Origin of the sequence: Mesorhizobium sp. 1M-11 (assembly GCF_001303895.1) — a bacterium.
Lineage (GTDB): Bacteria > Pseudomonadota > Alphaproteobacteria > Rhizobiales > Rhizobiaceae > Mesorhizobium.
Genome location: NZ_LJSD01000037.1, coordinates 392,779 through 409,379 on the forward strand (window position 1 = coordinate 392,779; position 16,601 = coordinate 409,379).

Sequence of the window (16,601 nt, forward strand, 5' to 3'; positions counted from 1 at the left end):
GCATCGGGAGCTTGACGTTTTCCTTCAAAAAGTTGACGGAAAATGTCATATATACGGAAGTCCAGTCTAGAATTATTCCAGACTATGCGCCATATTCGCGCGAACACGTGCTTTGCGAAGGAGCGACCATGCGGCTCACGCGTCAAACCAACTATGCCATGCGGATCCTGATGTATTGTGCGGCCAATGACGACCGCCTCAGCCGCATTCCCGAAATCGCCGCCGCCTACACGGTGTCGGAACTGTTTCTGTTCAAGATCCTGCAGCCGCTGGTCGAACATGGGCTGGTGGAGACCGTACGCGGCCGCAACGGCGGCGTCAGACTCGGAAAACCAGCCGCCGAGATCACCTTGTTCGACGTCGTGCGCATCACCGAAGAGAGTTTCGCCATGGCGGAATGCTTCGAGGCCGATGCCGATTGCCCGCTGATCGACAGCTGCGCGCTGAATTCGGCACTACGCGAAGCGCTCAACGCCTTTTTCGAGGTGCTCGGCCGCTACACGATCGCTGATCTGGTCGCCGCCCGTCCGAATGTGCGTTCGCTGCTTGGCATCGATCTTCTGGAACGCCGCGCCCCGGCTGCTTGAGCCAAAGGCGAGACTTAAAGAGCAACGGATTGCGGCAGCACAAACGGCACGTCGCCGGTCGGCAGCACCCCGACGCGCATGCGGCAGTCGAATACCTTTTCAATAAGGCTGTCACTAAGTACTGCGGCCGGCGTGCCGGCTGCAGCCAGCGAACCGCGATGCATGACGAAGATGCGATCGGCGTACATCGCCGTCAGGTTGAGATCGTGCAGGATAGTGACGACCCCGCCTCCCCGTTTCGCGAAATCGCGGGCAATGTCCATGATGATGAGCTGATGCTTGACGTCCAGGCTCGATACCGGCTCGTCGAGGAACAGGTAGCGCGGCCTGCCGTCCAGCACCGGCGCCCAGACCTGACAAAGCACACGAGCCAATTGCACACGCTGCTGCTCGCCGCCTGAGAGTTCCTGATAGAATCGTCCCGCGAAGCCATCCAGATCGACCTTGGCCAGCGCGCGCTCCGGCAGGCGCTCGTTTTCGCCAGCCAGCACGCCGGATCGGCCGCCGATCAGTCCAAGCCGAACGATTTCCTGGACCGTGAAAGGAAAGGCGAGCGACGTTGCCTGCGGCAGGACAGCACGCATCCCCGCGGCTTCAACCGGACGCATCCCCGACACTTCGCGGCCATTGATGACAACCGAGCCATCATAGCCGAGGTCTCCCGACAAGGCCTTGAGGAAGGTCGTCTTGCCGGAGCCGTTCGGGCCGACGATGGCCGCGATCTCACCCGGATGCGCTTCGAAATCGATGCCGGAGACGATGCGCTTTCCGGCAAGTTTCACTGAAACATCATGGGCTTCGATCATGGGGGGCTCACAGGTCGATGACGCCGCGCTTGCGCAGCAGTATCCACAGGAAGAACGGACCACCAACCGTGGCGGTGATGATACCGATCGGAAGTTCGGCCGGCGCAACGATGGCGCGCGAGACGGTGTCGGCCAGGATGAGCAGCGTCGCGCCAAGCAGCGCCGAGGCCGGCAACAGGTAGCGGTTGTCCGGACCGATGGTGAGCCGCAGCAAATGCGGCACCACGATGCCGACAAAGCCGATGCCGCCGCTGACAGCGACCGAAGCGCCAACAGCGGCCGAAACGCCGGCGATGGCGACATATTTCAGTTTCTGCACCTGAATGCCGAGATGCCCCGCCGTCGCCTCGCCGAGCGACAGCGCATTGAGTCCGCGTGCGAAGAACGGCATGGCGACCAGCGCAATCAGCATGATCGGCCCTGCGGTGCCGATCTTGGTCCAGGTCGCCCCGGCCAGCGAGCCGAGTTGCCAGAAGGTGAGATCACGCAGTTGGCGGTCGTCGGCCATGTAGATCAGCACGCCGGTGAGTGCCATGGCCAGCGCCGACAGTGCAATGCCGGCCAGCAGCATGGTCGCCACCGAGGTACGTCCTTGGCGCGTCGCGACCTGGTAAAGGATCAGCGTCGTGACCAGACCGCCGATGAAGGCGGCGAGCGGCAATGCCATGGATCCCAGAAGCGTCGTGAAAGGCGCCAGCGCGGTGCCGCCCAGGACGATGACCGATACCGCGCCGAGCCCCGCGCCCGCCGAGACGCCGACAATGCCGGGATCGGCCAGCGGGTTGCGGAACAGTCCCTGCATGACGGCGCCGGACACGGCGAGTGCCGCTCCGATCAGCGCACCCAGGACGACACGCGGCAAGCGTATATCATAGATGATGATGCGGTCGCGGGCGCTCAGCACGCTCTCGGCATCGGAACTGGAGAACCAGTCGCGCAGGGCATCGAAAGCCGAAGCGTCCGAGGCGCCGGCGGTAAGGCTGAACAGCGCAACAGCTGCAAGCAGTATCGCCAGCAGTACGATGGCAAGACGCGCACGCGCCGAGCGATCGCCAGCTGCCTTGCGCGCCATCAAGCCGGACGAGCCGGCAATGGAGTGATCAACCATGGCACTCGTCGCTCAATCGGCGATCTTGTTGCCGTAGAAGGCTGCGGCGAGATCGTGGATTGCATAGGCGGTGCGTGGACCGAATCCGAGCAGATAGGCGCCGTTCATGCGGATCACCTTCTTCTCCTTGCCGGCCGGCGTCTCGGCGATCGCCGGATTGGCAAACAGCACCTCGTCCGAAACCGGCGGTCCGGCATGCGTCATCATCAAAATGACGTCCGGCGCGGCTATCACCACCGCTTCGTCGGCAAGCTGCTTGTAGCCCGGCACTTCGGCGGCAACGTTGATGGCGCCTGCCATCTTGATGATGCCGTCCGCTGCCGTGTTGGAACCGGCTGCGAGGATCTTGCCGTTCTGCATCGACAGAACGAACAGCACCCGCTTCCGGTCCTTGACGTCTGCCGTCTGCTTTTCTGCGGCCTTCAGCTTGGTATCCAGTTCGGCGGCCAGTTTCTCCGCCTTGGCATCAGCACCCAGAGCCTTGCCGACGATACGGATCTTTTCCAGCACGCCGGCGTGATCGTAGGTCTCGGGCACTTCGATGAAGGGCACGCTGCTCTTTTTCAGAACATCGATCGCATCCTTCGGCCCGCTGCCTTTGAGCGCCAGAATTCCGGTTGGATTGACAGAAAGCACACCTTCCGGCGACAGCGCGCGCATATAGCCGACATCCGGCAGTTTCAAGGCTGCTTCGGGATAGACACTGGTGGAATCACGGGCGGCGAGCTTGCCTTCCTCGCCCAGCGCATAGACGATCTCGGTGACGGCGCCACCGACAGCGACGATACGCTTGGTGTCGGTGAACACGGCGCCGTTCTCGCTCGCCACGGCAGCGGCGAGCGACATAGCCGATAGTGCGGTGCCGAAAACGGCCATCCGCACCACCTTCTTCATCGCGCCACGCATCACGCGGCGCTCTGTTCTGCCAGGCGCGGCAGGCCTTCGGCCAGCGAACGCCAGTCGCCGCGCTCGACTTCACCTTCATGGCGCTTGCCGAAGAACTGGATGATCATCTTGCCGTCGGCACCATAGGCCTCAAGCGAAGTGACATGGCCGTCCTTGGTCGGCTTGCGCACGGCCCAGGCTTCGGCGATGTGATCGGCACGCAGATGCAGATGGAAGGTCTCGTCGAACACATTGATCCAAGGCCCCATCGGGCTAACCGACTTGACCGGACCGGAATGGATCTGGATGCAGCCGCGGTTGCCGACAAAACACATGATCGGCTGACCGCTCGCGGACGCGCCTTGGAACATCGCCATCACAGCGGATGGATCGAGTTTCCAGGCATAGTCCTGGCCGATCATCCGTACCGCCTGCTGACGGCTGAGCTTCAGCGTACGCAGCATGCCAAAGAACTGATGCGTGTCCGTCAGCTTGCTCCAGCGTTCACGCAGGTCATCGATCGTCTGCGGCGTCAGTTCGCCCGGCATATCGTCCTCGGCGACGGTGCCTAGGACAACCGTCGGCTCCTGGTTCGATGAAACGAGCTGATCGACCAGCTTCTGATAAGCATAGAGATTGGATGCGGGCCGCAGATGCACCTTGTGCACGGCGTCACCTGCGGCGTCGAAGAATTGCAGGCTACGACGGATTTCGTCGCCGTCGCGCTTTTCGACGGCAAAGCCATGTGCCCACACCTTCGGGAAGATGCGGAGATCGATGTTCTCGCCCAGGGCCATTGCCGTATGTTCACCGGTGACGACCTTGTCGTAGACCCCGATCTTTTCATGGACCGCGCTCTCATTGCGGGTCAGCGCCATCACCTCGCCGACCGGCTCGAGACCGGTCAGCAGGTCGTTGACGCGTGGCTCGACGCGCGTCACCCCTTCGCCGCAATGCGCGGCCACAAGCTCGGCTTCCGAAATGCCGAGCTGTGCGGCGAGATCACGCTCGCGCATTTTGGGGTTTTCCGCTCGCGTCCGCCGAATTTCGTGCGGGGCTGGCTTTACGCGCTGGTCCATTTCCGTCCCTACCCTTGGTACCTTACTTGTTGAGGATGAGCTTGCCCTGGCGGGTGATCTTGAGCCGGTAGAGCGCACCGTGGTGCTCAATACCAATCTCGTGCTCACCCTGGAAAAGCGAATTGCTGGTGAGCGTCCTCACCGAAAGCGGCATCCGTTCGACGCGCAATTGCGCCTGCGCTTCTGGCCGACGGTAGCGGAAACGGAAGTCGTCAGGGTTGTGCGTGTTCATGTTGGTCCACTCCTGATCTCGCCGGGCGCGCCCGGCTTCCTGCGAAAGGCCGATTCATTTGTTGACTTGAATACTCATGTTTACTAGTCAGTGCAATACCGGACTAGATGAGTCAACATTTAACACACCGGCCGAACGAAAAAGATGCGAGCCAGCCCCACGGCGAGCCAGCATGCAGACAGGAATTTGGAGTTGGAGATGGGCGTGGGGACGAAGGAGCGGTCTGGACAGGCCGGGGATTTTTATGGCGTGGGTGGGACCGTCGCTAAAACACTTGCAGTGCTGACAGCCAGCGCTGCCGTCACGGCGCTGCTATCGGGTGCGTCACTGGCTCAGGAGACAGCCAAACCGGCGGCTCAGGCCGGGGCGCAGAACGGTCAGCCAGCGGAGGCGGCCAAGGCTGACACCCAGGGAAGCACCCTGCTCGACAAGATCATGCTGATCAGCCGCACCGGCGAGAGCGCCATCAAGGCACTCGCTTCGGTCAGCCATATCGACCAGGAGCAGCTCGAGCGCCGCATGGCGACGACCCCCAACGAGATGCTGCGCGGCGTGCCAGGCGTCACGGTGCAGGCTGATGCCCGCCGCACCGCCTCCTCCATCAACATCCGTGGCCTCCAGGATTTCGGCCGCGTCGCCGTCATCGTCGATGGCGCCCGCCAGAACTTCCAGCGTTCCGACCACGGCACGCAGTCGACCTTCTATATCGATCCTGAACTGATCAAATCGGTCGACGTCATCCGCGGGCCCGTAGCCAACACCTATGGTTCAGGCGCCATCGGTGGCGTCGTCATGTTCGACACCAAGGACGCCGAAGATTTCCTGAAACCCGGTGAAACCTGGGCAACCTCCCTTTCAGGTCGCTACGAGACCAATGGCAAGGGTTGGACCACCAGCGCGACCGGTGCCTACAAGTTCAACGACAATTTCGATGTGCTCGGCAACATCGTCTATCGCGACTACGGCGACTACAAGGACGGCGATGGCAACAAGGTTGGCGGCAGCGGCTTCGACGTGCTGAGCGGCATGTTGAAGAGCACCATCCGCCCGACCGAGAATTCGACGTTGAAGCTTGGCTGGATCGGCAACAGCGAGAGCTGGAACGAGATCAGCGGCGGTAAGCCTGCCTACGATCTGGACATGAAGCAGAACACCTTTACCGGCCGCTACAACCTCACCGATGAGAACAAGAGTTGGCTCGATCTGAACATCAATCTTTCCTACAACAAGGCCACGCTCGACCAGATCAGCCTGATTCCGCTCGGCGGCCGTTTCGACCCGATCACGGGCCGGCCGGTCACGCTGCCGGCCGGTTCCAAGACCACTTATGATATCGGCACATTCGGCATCGACGTCTGGAACACTTCGCGCTTCGAGACATCCGGCATCAATCACGAACTGACCTATGGCGGTGACTGGGTATCGGATGATGTCGAGACCACCGGTCTTGCAGCGGGCGATGCCTTCTATACGCCAGGCGGCAAGCGCAATGTCGGCGGTGCCCACATCCAGGACAAGCTGACCTGGGAATGGCTCGAGGTGATCGCCGGTTTGCGCTACGACAGCTACAGCCTGAAGGGTTCAACTTCCGAGACCTCCGGCGACCGCGTATCGCCGCGCATCACTGTCGGCGTCTCGCCCTTTGAAGCGCCGGGCCTGAGCGGATTGCAACTCTACACGACCTATGCAGAGGGCTACCGCTCGCCGTCGCTCACCGAAACATTCATCAGCGGCCTGCATCCGGCCGGCGTCTCGTTCCCGTTCCTGCCCAACCCGAACCTGAAGCCCGAAACCGGCAAGACCTGGGAAGCCGGCCTGAACTACACTGCCGACGGCATCTTCCAGCCGGATGATGCGCTGCGCGTCAAGGCCGCCTACTTCAACAACGATGTCACCGACTACATTTCCGGCGTGCAGCTGTCGGCATTCGATCCGACCAGCGGCTGCCGCCGCGGCGGCATGATCCCGATTTGCTACCAGTACCAGAATTTCGCCAAGGCCAAGATCAACGGCTTCGAGTTCGAAAGCGTCTATGATGCGGCCTGGGGTTTCGCCGGCCTGTCCGCCTCGATCATCGACGGTCACACCGTCTCTTACAAAGGCGTGCGTGCCGACCTGACCACGGTTCCCTCAGCACAGGTGGCAGCCCAGCTCGGCTTCCGCTTCTTCGAGGACAGGCTGACCGTCGGCGGCGAGGTCCAGTACAATGGCAAGCCGGAAGGCAATGCTGCGGCCCGCGACTACACGCTGGTCAATGCCTTTGCCTCCTACAAGGCCAACGACAACCTCAAGGTCGACTTCCGCGTCGACAATATCTTTGACGTCAAATACGCCAACCCGCTCAATGCCACGACCACCTCGACGATCTACGAGCCGGGCGTGACCTTCAAGCTGGGCGCAACCATGCGTTTCGGAGGCTGACCATGAAAGCGAAGTCGTTTGTCCTGTTTGCCGCCCTCGCCGCCTTCCCTGCCGGCGTGAGCCCCGCATCTGCACAGCAGGCGACTTCGCTTTCGCTGGAATTGAATGGCGCGCAGCCCTCCGACAAGGGCTGCCGCCTGACCTTCGTCGTTGCAAACAATCTCGGCGCGGATCTTACCAAGGCTGCCTTCGAGATCGCGCTGTTCAATGAAGCCGGCGTCGTCGACCGCATGACCGTGCTCGATTTCAAGGAACTGTCGGCCGGCAAGACGAAGGTGACGCGTTTCGATCTTTCGGGTACGACTTGTTCCAAGATCAGCCGCGTGCTGGTCAACAGCGCTACGGAATGCGTGGGCCAGGGCGTCGAGCCCGCCGCATGCATGCGCGACCTCAAGACCAGCAGCAAGGCGGGCATCACCTTCGGGGTCTGAGTTTCCGTCATGAACAGGAACTCGTGCCTTGGATCCGCAACCGGCTTCTTCGAACAGCGTACCGTTCCAGCCGTTTGGCGAGACGGATGCTGTGCAACCGGAAGATCCACAGATCGTCATTCCCAGCGACGTTCTGCAGCCGGACCCTCCCGAAACCGCCATCTTCGATGACATTGCTGATGCCGAGGTCGAGCCGGCTTCCGCGGAGCCAGGTCATGCGAACGAAGCCAGCGGCTCGAAGCGCAAATGGACTCTGGCTTTCATCGCCTCGCTTCTCTTCCACGCGGCAGTCGCAGCCATGCTGATTCTGGCGCCCGAAAGCATCCTGCCGCCGCGTCAAATGACTGACATCAAGGGGGCAAAAACGGCCAATCCACTCCTGTTTGGCAATGACGAAGCCGACGCTACCACTGCCGCTCAGCAACCGGAGGTGACGGACGTTACCGTCGTGCCAGAAAGCGAACTGTTGCCGCCTCGACAGGCACAACCTGCCCCCTCACCTCCGGTTCAACCAGCTCAGCCACCTGAGGAACGAATTCAACCAACCAAGGGACAGGAACAGCAGCCGGCTGAACCATCCGCTGACGTCCTGGTCAGCCCGCAGGCGACTGAGGAAAAAGATGGCATCGCAACCTTGGAGGGCCGACCAACCGCCAAGCTTGAAATATTGCGGCCGGTGATGCCAGAACCGAGCGAAGCCGAACGGCGACTGGCCGAGCAGCAGCAACAGCCTGTACCCGAAACACCGGCTGGAGAACCGCAGGAGCCAGTTCAATCAGCGACCGATCCCGGAGGCCAAGCCGAAGCGGACACTCTGCGCGGCACGAACGAAGGCCAGGTAGACGGCGACAGTACGGTCTCCGGCATTGACACCAACGAGATGGAAGCGGGCAACGCGGTGGCTTCCAACTATCGTGGTTTGGTGCAGAAAAAACTGAGTCGCGCCAGCCGGCGGGTCTCGCGATCAGCCCAGGCAAAAGCGACAGACAACGCAATCGTCAGCTTTGTCACCACCGCCAATGGTGGCGTGATGGACGTAAGGCTGGTCCGAAGCTCGGGCTCATCAGAGCTCGATAAATTCGCTGTGGCGCTGGTCAAGAGTGTCGCACCCTACCCCGCGATCCCGCCAGAAACCGGCCGGAAAACTTGGCCTTTCACCGTCCAGGTCGGCCCATTCCTCTGAGTTTTCACTCCACGTCCAGAAAGGAACACCATGTACATCGCCATGAACCGCTTCAAGGTACAGAACGGCTCGGAAGAGGCCTTCGAGGATGTTTGGAAAAACCGCGATTCCTCGCTGTCGGAGATGGCCGGTTTCAAGGAATTCCACCTGCTGCGTGGCCCGGTCAACGAGGCCGAAGGCTACACGCTGTTCGCATCGCACACGATCTGGGCAAGCCATGACGATTTTGTCGCCTGGACCAAGTCGGAGAACTTCCGTGCGGCGCACAAGAATGCCGGCACCAGCAAGGTCCACTATCTCGGCCACCCGCAATTCGAAGGCTTTTCGGTCGTCGAAGGCGCGTGAACTGGTCGAGTACGCCCATCCCATCCTGAGGGGCCGTGCCCCGATCGGATTGATCAATCCTGTCTCAAGGCAGTAATGGCGGCGCGATGCAGCGCCGCCGTTTCTTCGTCGAAACAGACGAAGGTGACGTCTATCAGCGTCGGATCTTGATCGAGAAAGTCTGCCACCGTGCTCACCGCAATCCGCGCTGCATGGTCCTTCGGATAGCGGTAGATACCGGTCGAAATCGCCGGGAAAGCGATCGTCCGACAATCATTTGCGACGGCCAGTTCAAGCGACTTGCGATAACAGGAAGCAAGCATTTCCGGCTCGCTCTTTTCGCCGCCCTGCCAAACCGGCCCCACCGTGTGGATGACATGTCGGGCTGGCAGCCGATAGCCCTTGGTGATCTTCGCCTGCCCGATCTTGCAGCCATCGAGGCTGCGGCATTCCTCAACCAAGTCAGGGCCAGCCGCACGGTGGATCGCGCCATCCACGCCGCCTCCGCCCAGGAGCGACGTGTTGGCAGCATTGACGATCGCATCCACCGCAAGCCTGGTGATGTCTCCCGTCACCACCCGCATGGCAACCTCACGCAGCCGCCAGCAGGCTGGCATTACCGCCGGCAGCAGTGGTATCCACGCAAACCGCGCGCTCATGCGCGTACGCCGCCGGATAGATCACCTCGCTCACCAGCGGCACGATCGGCCCACCGCGACCTGCAATCGCTTCACGCAGGGCGCGGGTATCGTCGACCGCGCCGGAAAAGGCGACAACGTCGAGCGGCAGCGCGCCGATGGCGTCGGGATCCATGCGAGCATCGATGGCGGCGATCGGCAGGCCCTTGCCTGTCAGTGTGGACAGGACGGCTGGCGCACCGGGCGCAACCGCCAGAACGGCGTTGCCGGCGGCCAGCGCCTGCACCGCCTGCGCCGTCAGCGTCTCGGCATCCGGCCCGAGCACCAGCACACGACCGCGCGGCGTCAGCGATAGCGTGTTGGCTTCGCCCGTGGGTCCAGGCAGATCGACCTGACCGAATTCGAGCCCGGCTGCGGCACCGATGGCATCCGCGGCCTTGCCGCGCAGGTGCTTGCGCAGGATGGCGATACGATCCAGCCGCGTCGACCAGCCGCCGAGCGAGGGATCCGGCATGTTGTCGGCAAGTTCCCTGGCTGTTGCCGAACGCCCTTCACCCAAAGCCGTGCCTGCCTCCGGCCCCTTGCGGAAACGGCGCAGATAATGCGGTCCGCCGGCCTTGGGGCCGGTGCCGGACAGCCCCTCGCCACCAAACGGCTGCGAACCGACCACGGCGCCGATCTGGTTGCGGTTCACATAGATATTGCCGGCATGGATGCCGTCGACGAAATGCTGCGCACGGCCATCGATGCGGGTGTGCAGGCCGAAGGTCAGCCCATAGCCCTTGCGGTTGATTGCGGCGATGACGGCATCGATCTCGTCGGCATCGAAGGTGGCGACATGCAGTACCGGGCCGAATACCTCGCGCTCCATCTCCTCGATGCCTTTGACCCGGAACACCGAAGGCGCCACGAACCGGCCGTCTCCAGGCACCTTCAGTTGCGCGACCGTACGCCCTTCGCCAGCCATCCTGGCGCTGTAATCCCTGATCGACTTCTGCGCCTCGTCGTCGATGACAGGACCGACATCGGTCGAGATCTGCCACGGGTCGCCGATGTTGAGCGCATCCATGGCGCCCTTCAGCATCTCCAGTGTCTTGGCCTCCACGTCCTTCTGGACATAGAGCACACGCAGCGCCGAACAACGCTGGCCGGCGCTCTGGAAGGAGGAAGCCAGCACATCCCGGATCGCCTGTTCGGGCAGCGCGGTGGAATCGACGATCATGGCGTTCAGGCCACCGGTCTCGGCAATCAGCATGGCATCGGGCGCCGCCGTCTTCGCCAGTTGCCGCTCGATCAGCTTGGCGACTTCCGTCGAGCCGGTAAAGCAGACCCCCGCAATGCGCGGGTCGGCGGTCAACGGTGCGCCGACATTGGGACCGTCGCCCGGCAACAATTGGATCACGTCTTCCGGCACGCCCGCCTCGCGCAGCAGTTCGACCGCACGATAGGCGATCAGTGGTGTCTGCTCGGCTGGCTTGGCGATCACCGAATTGCCGGTCACAAGTGCCGCGGCGACCTGGCCGGTGAAGATGGCGAGCGGGAAATTCCACGGCGAGATGCAGACGATGGCGCCCCGTGCCTGCGTACCGGTCTCTGCTTGAGCTGCCTGCACCGCATAATAGCGCAGGAAATCAACCGCTTCGCGCACTTCTGCAACGCCGTCGGCCAGCGTCTTGCCGGCTTCGCGGGTGGCAAGCGCGAAGAACTCGACAGCGTGCTTCTCGTAAAGGTCAGCGGCCCGGGAGACGATGGCGGCACGCTCGCCGACGGGCCTTTTCGCCCAGGCAGGTTGTGCCTCGACTGCGAACCGCACAGCTGTCGGCACCTGCTTTGCCGCTGCCTCGACGACCGTTCCCACGATCTCGGATGGCCGCGCCGGATTGACCACCGGCCGCTCCTGGCCGTACCCGGCGGCGCGGGTGATCGGCTTTGCGGTCCAGCGGTTGATACCGGCGAAAGCAGCCTTGGCTTTGTCGATCTCGGCCAAAGTCACCGTGTCGGTGATGTCCCAGCCTTTCGCGTTGCGCCGACCGACACCAAAGATTTCGGCGGGTTTCGCGATGTTCGGATTGGCGGCCGAACCTTGCGTTTCGACGGCTTCGAGCGGATCACGCGCAATCTCTTCCGGCGCCACATCCTCGTCGGTCAACTGATGCACGAAGGAGGAATTGGCGCCGTTTTCCAGGAGACGCCGCACCAGATAGGCAAGCAGATCCGAATGCGCGCCGACCGGTGCGTAGATCCGGCAACGCGTGCCTTCCGCCTTGCGGATGGTCTCGTGCAACTGTTCGCCCATGCCGTGCAGGCGCTGGAACTCGAAGCTGTCCCGATCCGAGGCCATCGACAGGATTGCCGCGGCCGTATGGGCGTTGTGCGTGGCAAACTGCGGATAGATGCGGTCGGTCATTCCAAGCAGCTTGCGCGCGCAGGCGAGATACGACACATCGGTATTCACCTTGCGCGTGAACACCGGATATCCGCTAAGGCCGAGCGCCTGCGCGCGTTTGATCTCGGTGTCCCAATACGCTCCTTTGACCAGCCGCACCATGATCTTGCGGTCGAGCTTGGTCGCCAGTGCATGCAGCCAGTCGATGGTGAAGGCCGCGCGCGGGCCGTAAGCCTGCACGACGACGCCGAACCCATTCCAGTCGGCAAGTTCCGGATCGGCCAGCACGCGCTCGATGACATCGAGCGAAAGATCAAGCCGATCAGCCTCTTCTGCATCGATGTTCAAGCCCATGCGCGCCTTGCGGGCGGCGCGCGCCAACGACAGCAGCCGGTCGGCCATCACCGGCAGCATGGCCTCCTTCTGCGCAACTTCATAGCGCGGATGCAGCGCTGAGAGTTTCACCGAGATGCCATGGTTCAGCCGGATGTCGTCGCCCTTTGCGCCGGACGCCAGTGAGGCGATGGCGTCGGCATGGGCCTTCAAATAGCGCAGCGCATCATGTTCGGTGCGAGCCGCCTCGCCCAGCATGTCGAAGGAATAGAGATAGCCCTTCTGCGTCATCGACTTGCCGCGCTTGACTGCCTCGGCAATGGTGCGCCCAAGCACGAATTGTTCGCCCATTTCACGCATCGCCGCCGCCACAGCCTTGCGGATCACCGGCTCTCCCAGCCGCCGTACCATGGAACGCAGCGTGCCTTCGATGCCACCCTCGCCTTCATCCAAGACGCGGCCGGTCAGCATCAGCGCCCAGGTCGAAGCGTTGACGAAGATCGAGGAGGATGAGCCGGAATGCGACGACCAATCGTGCGGGGCGATCTTGTCGGCGATCAGATCATCCATCGTCTCGGCATCCGGAACACGCAGCAGCGCTTCCGCCAGACACATCAGCGCGACGCCTTCCTTGGTCGAAAGCCCGTAGGCCGAGAAGAAAACTTCCATCAGGCGCGGATCGGACGAACCACGCACGGCGCGCACCAGATCGGCAGCGCGCTTGGAGATTGCCTTGCGCTCGTCAACGGACAGTCCTGCGGCCACTGCCAGCCGTTTCACGGCCTCGCCTTCATCGGGGAGATAATTGGCACGGATCTGCTGACGGATGGTGGAGAGCGCGGGCATGGCGATCCTTTGAAGCGCAAGTTGAAGGATCCGGTGAGCGAGCTACCGGACTGGATGACGAAAAATTAGCACGAAGCCCCACTTTAGTCGGTCCAAAGAATTGGCAAATTCAGGTCATCCAGGCTATCAATCGCTGATAGGATATAGAAACTGGACTAAATAATTGAAAATTGAAGACCAACTAGACCGCCTCGACCGGAACATCATGTCCGCACTGGCCAAGAACGGCCGGCAGTCCATGTCGGAACTGGCGGCAAAGGTCGGGCTCTCCAAGACGCCGGTGCAGGCGCGCGTCAAACGACTCGAGAAAGATGGCTTCATCAAAGGTTATGCCGCCATCATCGACCGGGAGCGCATGGGCGAAGGTCATGTCGCCTTCGTGCAGGTGAAGCTGTCTGACACACGCTCCAGCGCTCTTGATGCTTTCAACCGCGCTGTCCAGGCCGTTCCCGAGATAGAGCAGTGCCACATGATGGCGGCGAGCTTCGACTACCTGCTCAAGGTGCGCACCCGCGACATCGCCGCCTATCGACGCATTCTCGGCGAGCGCATTTCATCACTGCCGCATGTCGCGCAGACATCGACCTTCGTGGCGATGGAAACGGTGAAGGACCGCTAGCTGCGACCGAGCAACGCGCGTGCGCTCAAGGCGAAAGCGTCTTCAGGAACGCCACGAGCGCCGCGCGCTCTCGCTCGGAAAGCCGCAGCGGATGCACTTCCGAAACGCCTTCGACACTGGACGGCGCCTTGGCATAGTGCGCCACCACCTCCTCAAGCGAGCCGAATTGGCCGGCATGCATATAGGGCGGTCGCCCTGCGACGGCGCGCAGCGACGGCGTCTTGTACGCCCTGATCAGTTCCGGCTTGTCGCGTACCATGAACTTCAACTCGCCGCAGGCTTCCGGTCCACCGTCACGATAGGCACCGAGGCAATTGAACGGATCGGCATCGACCTGGGCAACCGCATCGACGCGGCCGCGGTCCGGCGGCAAGTCCGCCACCGGCGGTACGCCGGTGTTGTGGAAAGCGTGGTCGGTAAACAGCGGGCCATTGTGGCAGGTCGAGCAACTCGCCTTGCCTATGAACAGTTTCAGGCCCTGGATTTCCTCCGGCGAGAAGACAGCGTCATCCTGCGGCTCCCCACCCGCGGCAAGCACTGCCGCGAAACGGTCGAACCGCGCTTCCTTGGGGTTGATGGAGCGCTGAAAGGCAGCCAGTGCCTTGCCGATATTGGCGAAAACGCGGTTGATGTCGTCATGTTGCGCGCCGCTCATCCCGTTCCATGCCGATTGTTCCGTTGCGGAACCAAGCGGGCCGGCATTGGCCGGCACATTGGAAAAATCGGGCAGCGGCCCGAAGATGCGCTCGTAGCGTTCACCAAACCGTGCCTTGACGTAGCGCGCATAGGCGGTGCGGTTGCCAGCCTGCTCGAGCGGGTTTTCCAGCGGCACCAGCGCCTGCGCCCACAAGCTGTCGCGGCGGCCATCCCAGAAAAGCCAAGGGCTGTAGGCGACACCGGCAAGCGGCTGGGTACGCCGGTTCGTACGCGCCACGCCCACGCCCTGCGGCAGACCGTCCTGGAACTGCTGGCCGATCTGGTGGCAGGTGGAACAGGCAACCGTACCGTTCCGGCTCAACGTGAAATCAAAAAACAGGGTCGCACCCAACGCCGCCGCGCCGGGATCGTCGGCATAACGGTTGGTGGTGTCGGGTTTGAGTGGCGGCAAGGCGTTCAGCGCCAGGCTGGCGATGGTTCTTTTTTCGGCCTCGGAAAATTGCGGCCTCTCGCAACCGGCAACAAGAACTGCTAGCAACAAGATAAGGGCAATGCCTGGAGCGTTTCCATTTTTCACGGAAACGCGGAAACGCTCTAAACTTTTGTTTTTACGCAATTCCGAACGGAAAACCGTTACACACTTTTCCTGGAATTGCGCTGGAAAGCGTCTCATGCTCACAACACGATATTGAACACCACCGTATCGGATCCGGTCGGTGCCGAAATGCCTAGTTTCAGCTGCCACCAGCCGCTCATCGAGAACTTCACGCCGGAAATCCGGTAACGGCCGTCGCCCAGATAGTCCGTCATCTTTGGACTGGTCGGCAAGCCATGCGCATGCTGCGGCATGCCGCCGGAAACCTCGATCGTCGCGTTCTCCACCGGCTTGCCCGCGGCGGTCTTCAGCGTCAGCACCCAGTCCTGCAGTTCGTTCTGCTTCGCCGTCCCGTCTTGCGGCACGAAGGTTGCAACGAACATACCCTTCTCGCTGCCGCGTGTCTGGCCGGTTTCCGGCGCCGCTGCAGGCGGCGTGCTGGGCGCGGTCATGTAAACCACCGCAAGGACGCCGAGCACGACCGCGACCAACCCTATGCCCGCAATCAGATAACGCCAGAACGGTGCCAATGAAGCCCCACATCATGCCTGTGAACGTTGAAGATTGCGCCTAGCATCCCGCCCGCTTGTGGGAAAGTGCGGCGATGGTGCAATCGGCAGGAAGCAGGCATGGCGCACGCCTCGACAAAAAGCTACAGCGGACCGCACAGGGAGACGGACAATGTCGGCAAAGGGTGTCGCCGCGATCGGCGAATGCATGTTGGAACTGTCAGGCCAGAACGGGCCGGACTGGCGGCTGGGTTTTGCCGGCGACACATTCAACACGCTGTGGGCGCTGGCAGCGCTTACCAGCGGCTCGGCAACCTATGTCTCCGCTTTTGGCGACGATCCTTTCTCCCAGCGCCAGATCGAGTTCTTCTCGGAGAATGGTATCGGCATCGGCGCGAGCCCGGTCATCGCAGGTGCACGCCCGGGCCTATACGCCATCACGCTCGAAGGCGCCGAGCGATCCTTCACCTACTGGCGTTCCGATTCGGCAGCGCGCCAGCTGGCTTCGGACCAAAGCGCCCTGGAGAAGAACCTGAAAAATCAGTCGCTTGTCTATTTTTCCGGCATCACTTTGGCAATTCTTGATCCGGACGCACGCAAGGCTTTGCTCAAAGCCATTTCCAGCGCCCGCGCAGCCGGAAGCCGGATAGCCTTCGATCCCAACTATCGGCCGCGCCTGTGGCCGGACCGCGAAACCGCACAGACGGCAATCGCCGATGCGCTTGCCGTCAGCGACATCGCCTTGCCGACCTTTCCCGACGAACAGATGCTGCACGGCGACCGCACGCCGGACGAGACTGCCAGGCGGATAGGCCATTCGGTACACGAAGTGGTCGTCAAGAACGGTGAGCTGCCGGCGCTCGTCGTCGCTGGAACGGATCGGCAAGAGGTTGCCGCCGTCCATGTCGCCAAACCCGTCGACACGACGGGCGCCGGCGATTCCTTCAACGGCGGCTATCTCG

16 protein-coding genes are annotated in these 16,601 nt (G+C 62.1%); 7 read left to right on the forward strand and 9 right to left on the reverse strand.

The genetic code is table 11. The annotated features are described in order from the left end of the window. The first annotated feature begins 128 nt into the window (after positions 1–128). Positions 129–587, forward strand: coding sequence for an iron-responsive transcriptional regulator RirA (gene rirA, locus AO692_RS16925; RefSeq protein ID WP_054311194.1), 459 nt, complete (start codon positions 129–131; stop codon positions 585–587). A 14-nt stretch (positions 588–601) separates the two neighbouring features. Here rirA and AO692_RS16930 read toward each other — a convergent pair whose 3' ends face one another. From AO692_RS16930 to hemP, 5 genes are read right to left on the reverse strand one after another with little or no spacing between them, the layout of a single operon-like run. After that, positions 602–1,393, reverse strand: a complete 792-nt coding sequence (locus AO692_RS16930) for a heme ABC transporter ATP-binding protein (RefSeq protein ID WP_054311195.1) — start codon at positions 1,391–1,393, stop codon at positions 602–604. 7 nt (positions 1,394–1,400) lie between these two features. After that, positions 1,401–2,501, reverse strand: coding sequence for an iron ABC transporter permease (locus AO692_RS16935; protein ID WP_054311196.1), 1,101 nt, complete (start codon positions 2,499–2,501; stop codon positions 1,401–1,403). 12 nt (positions 2,502–2,513) lie between these two features. Then, on the reverse strand, positions 2,514–3,407 hold the full coding sequence (locus tag AO692_RS16940) for a hemin ABC transporter substrate-binding protein (protein ID WP_054311197.1): 894 nt from the start codon (positions 3,405–3,407) through the stop codon (positions 2,514–2,516). Further along, positions 3,407–4,465, reverse strand: a complete 1,059-nt coding sequence (locus AO692_RS16945; protein ID WP_054311198.1) for a hemin-degrading factor — start codon at positions 4,463–4,465, stop codon at positions 3,407–3,409. Before AO692_RS16945 ends, AO692_RS16940 begins: the two co-directional genes overlap by 1 nt. Before the next feature lie 22 nt (positions 4,466–4,487). Then, positions 4,488–4,697, reverse strand: coding sequence for a hemin uptake protein HemP (hemP, locus tag AO692_RS16950; RefSeq protein WP_054311199.1), 210 nt, complete (start codon positions 4,695–4,697; stop codon positions 4,488–4,490). A gap of 249 nt (positions 4,698–4,946) precedes the next feature. Here hemP and AO692_RS16955 point away from each other — a divergent pair, with 249 nt between their 5' ends. The 4 genes from AO692_RS16955 to AO692_RS16970 are packed head-to-tail and all read left to right on the forward strand — an operon-like array spanning position 4,947 to position 9,077. Continuing rightward, positions 4,947–7,118: a TonB-dependent hemoglobin/transferrin/lactoferrin family receptor gene (locus AO692_RS16955; protein ID WP_348271463.1), complete on the forward strand. Its 2,172-nt coding sequence runs from the start codon at positions 4,947–4,949 to the stop codon at positions 7,116–7,118. 2 nt (positions 7,119–7,120) lie between these two features. Beyond that, a complete protein-coding gene (locus tag AO692_RS16960; RefSeq protein ID WP_054311201.1) occupies positions 7,121–7,549 on the forward strand; it encodes a hypothetical protein in 429 nt (142 codons plus the stop codon). 28 nt (positions 7,550–7,577) lie between these two features. After that, positions 7,578–8,732 (forward strand): energy transducer TonB, encoded by a 1,155-nt coding sequence (locus AO692_RS16965; protein WP_054311202.1) that lies wholly within the window; start codon positions 7,578–7,580, stop codon positions 8,730–8,732. A gap of 30 nt (positions 8,733–8,762) precedes the next feature. Then, positions 8,763–9,077: an antibiotic biosynthesis monooxygenase gene (locus tag AO692_RS16970; RefSeq protein ID WP_054311203.1), complete on the forward strand. Its 315-nt coding sequence runs from the start codon at positions 8,763–8,765 to the stop codon at positions 9,075–9,077. Positions 9,078–9,130: 53 nt separating this feature from the next. Here AO692_RS16970 and AO692_RS16975 read toward each other — a convergent pair whose 3' ends face one another. After that, positions 9,131–9,640: an O-acetyl-ADP-ribose deacetylase gene (locus tag AO692_RS16975; RefSeq protein WP_152979867.1), complete on the reverse strand. Its 510-nt coding sequence runs from the start codon at positions 9,638–9,640 to the stop codon at positions 9,131–9,133. Between the two features lie 7 nt (positions 9,641–9,647). After that, complete coding sequence (gene putA / locus AO692_RS16980) at positions 9,648–13,259, reverse strand: bifunctional proline dehydrogenase/L-glutamate gamma-semialdehyde dehydrogenase PutA (protein WP_054311205.1); 3,612 nt, start codon at positions 13,257–13,259, stop codon at positions 9,648–9,650. Positions 13,260–13,428: 169 nt separating this feature from the next. On the opposite strand from putA, the gene AO692_RS16985 reads away from it, so the two are divergent. Continuing rightward, the gene (locus AO692_RS16985; protein ID WP_082407410.1) at positions 13,429–13,878 is read left to right on the forward strand and encodes an Lrp/AsnC ligand binding domain-containing protein; all 450 of its coding nucleotides are present in this window, start codon (positions 13,429–13,431) and stop codon (positions 13,876–13,878) included. A gap of 25 nt (positions 13,879–13,903) precedes the next feature. Here the strand turns inward: AO692_RS16985 and AO692_RS16990 are convergent, their stop codons facing one another. Beyond that, a complete protein-coding gene (locus AO692_RS16990) occupies positions 13,904–15,076 on the reverse strand; it encodes a cytochrome c peroxidase (protein WP_244483378.1) in 1,173 nt (390 codons plus the stop codon). A 134-nt stretch (positions 15,077–15,210) separates the two neighbouring features. Further along, positions 15,211–15,660, reverse strand: coding sequence for a FixH family protein (locus tag AO692_RS16995; protein ID WP_054311207.1), 450 nt, complete (start codon positions 15,658–15,660; stop codon positions 15,211–15,213). Between the two features lie 151 nt (positions 15,661–15,811). Between AO692_RS16995 and AO692_RS17000 the strand changes: the two genes are divergently transcribed. Then, the coding region (locus tag AO692_RS17000; RefSeq protein WP_054311208.1) for a sugar kinase at positions 15,812–16,601 on the forward strand (790 nt) is incomplete at its 3' end.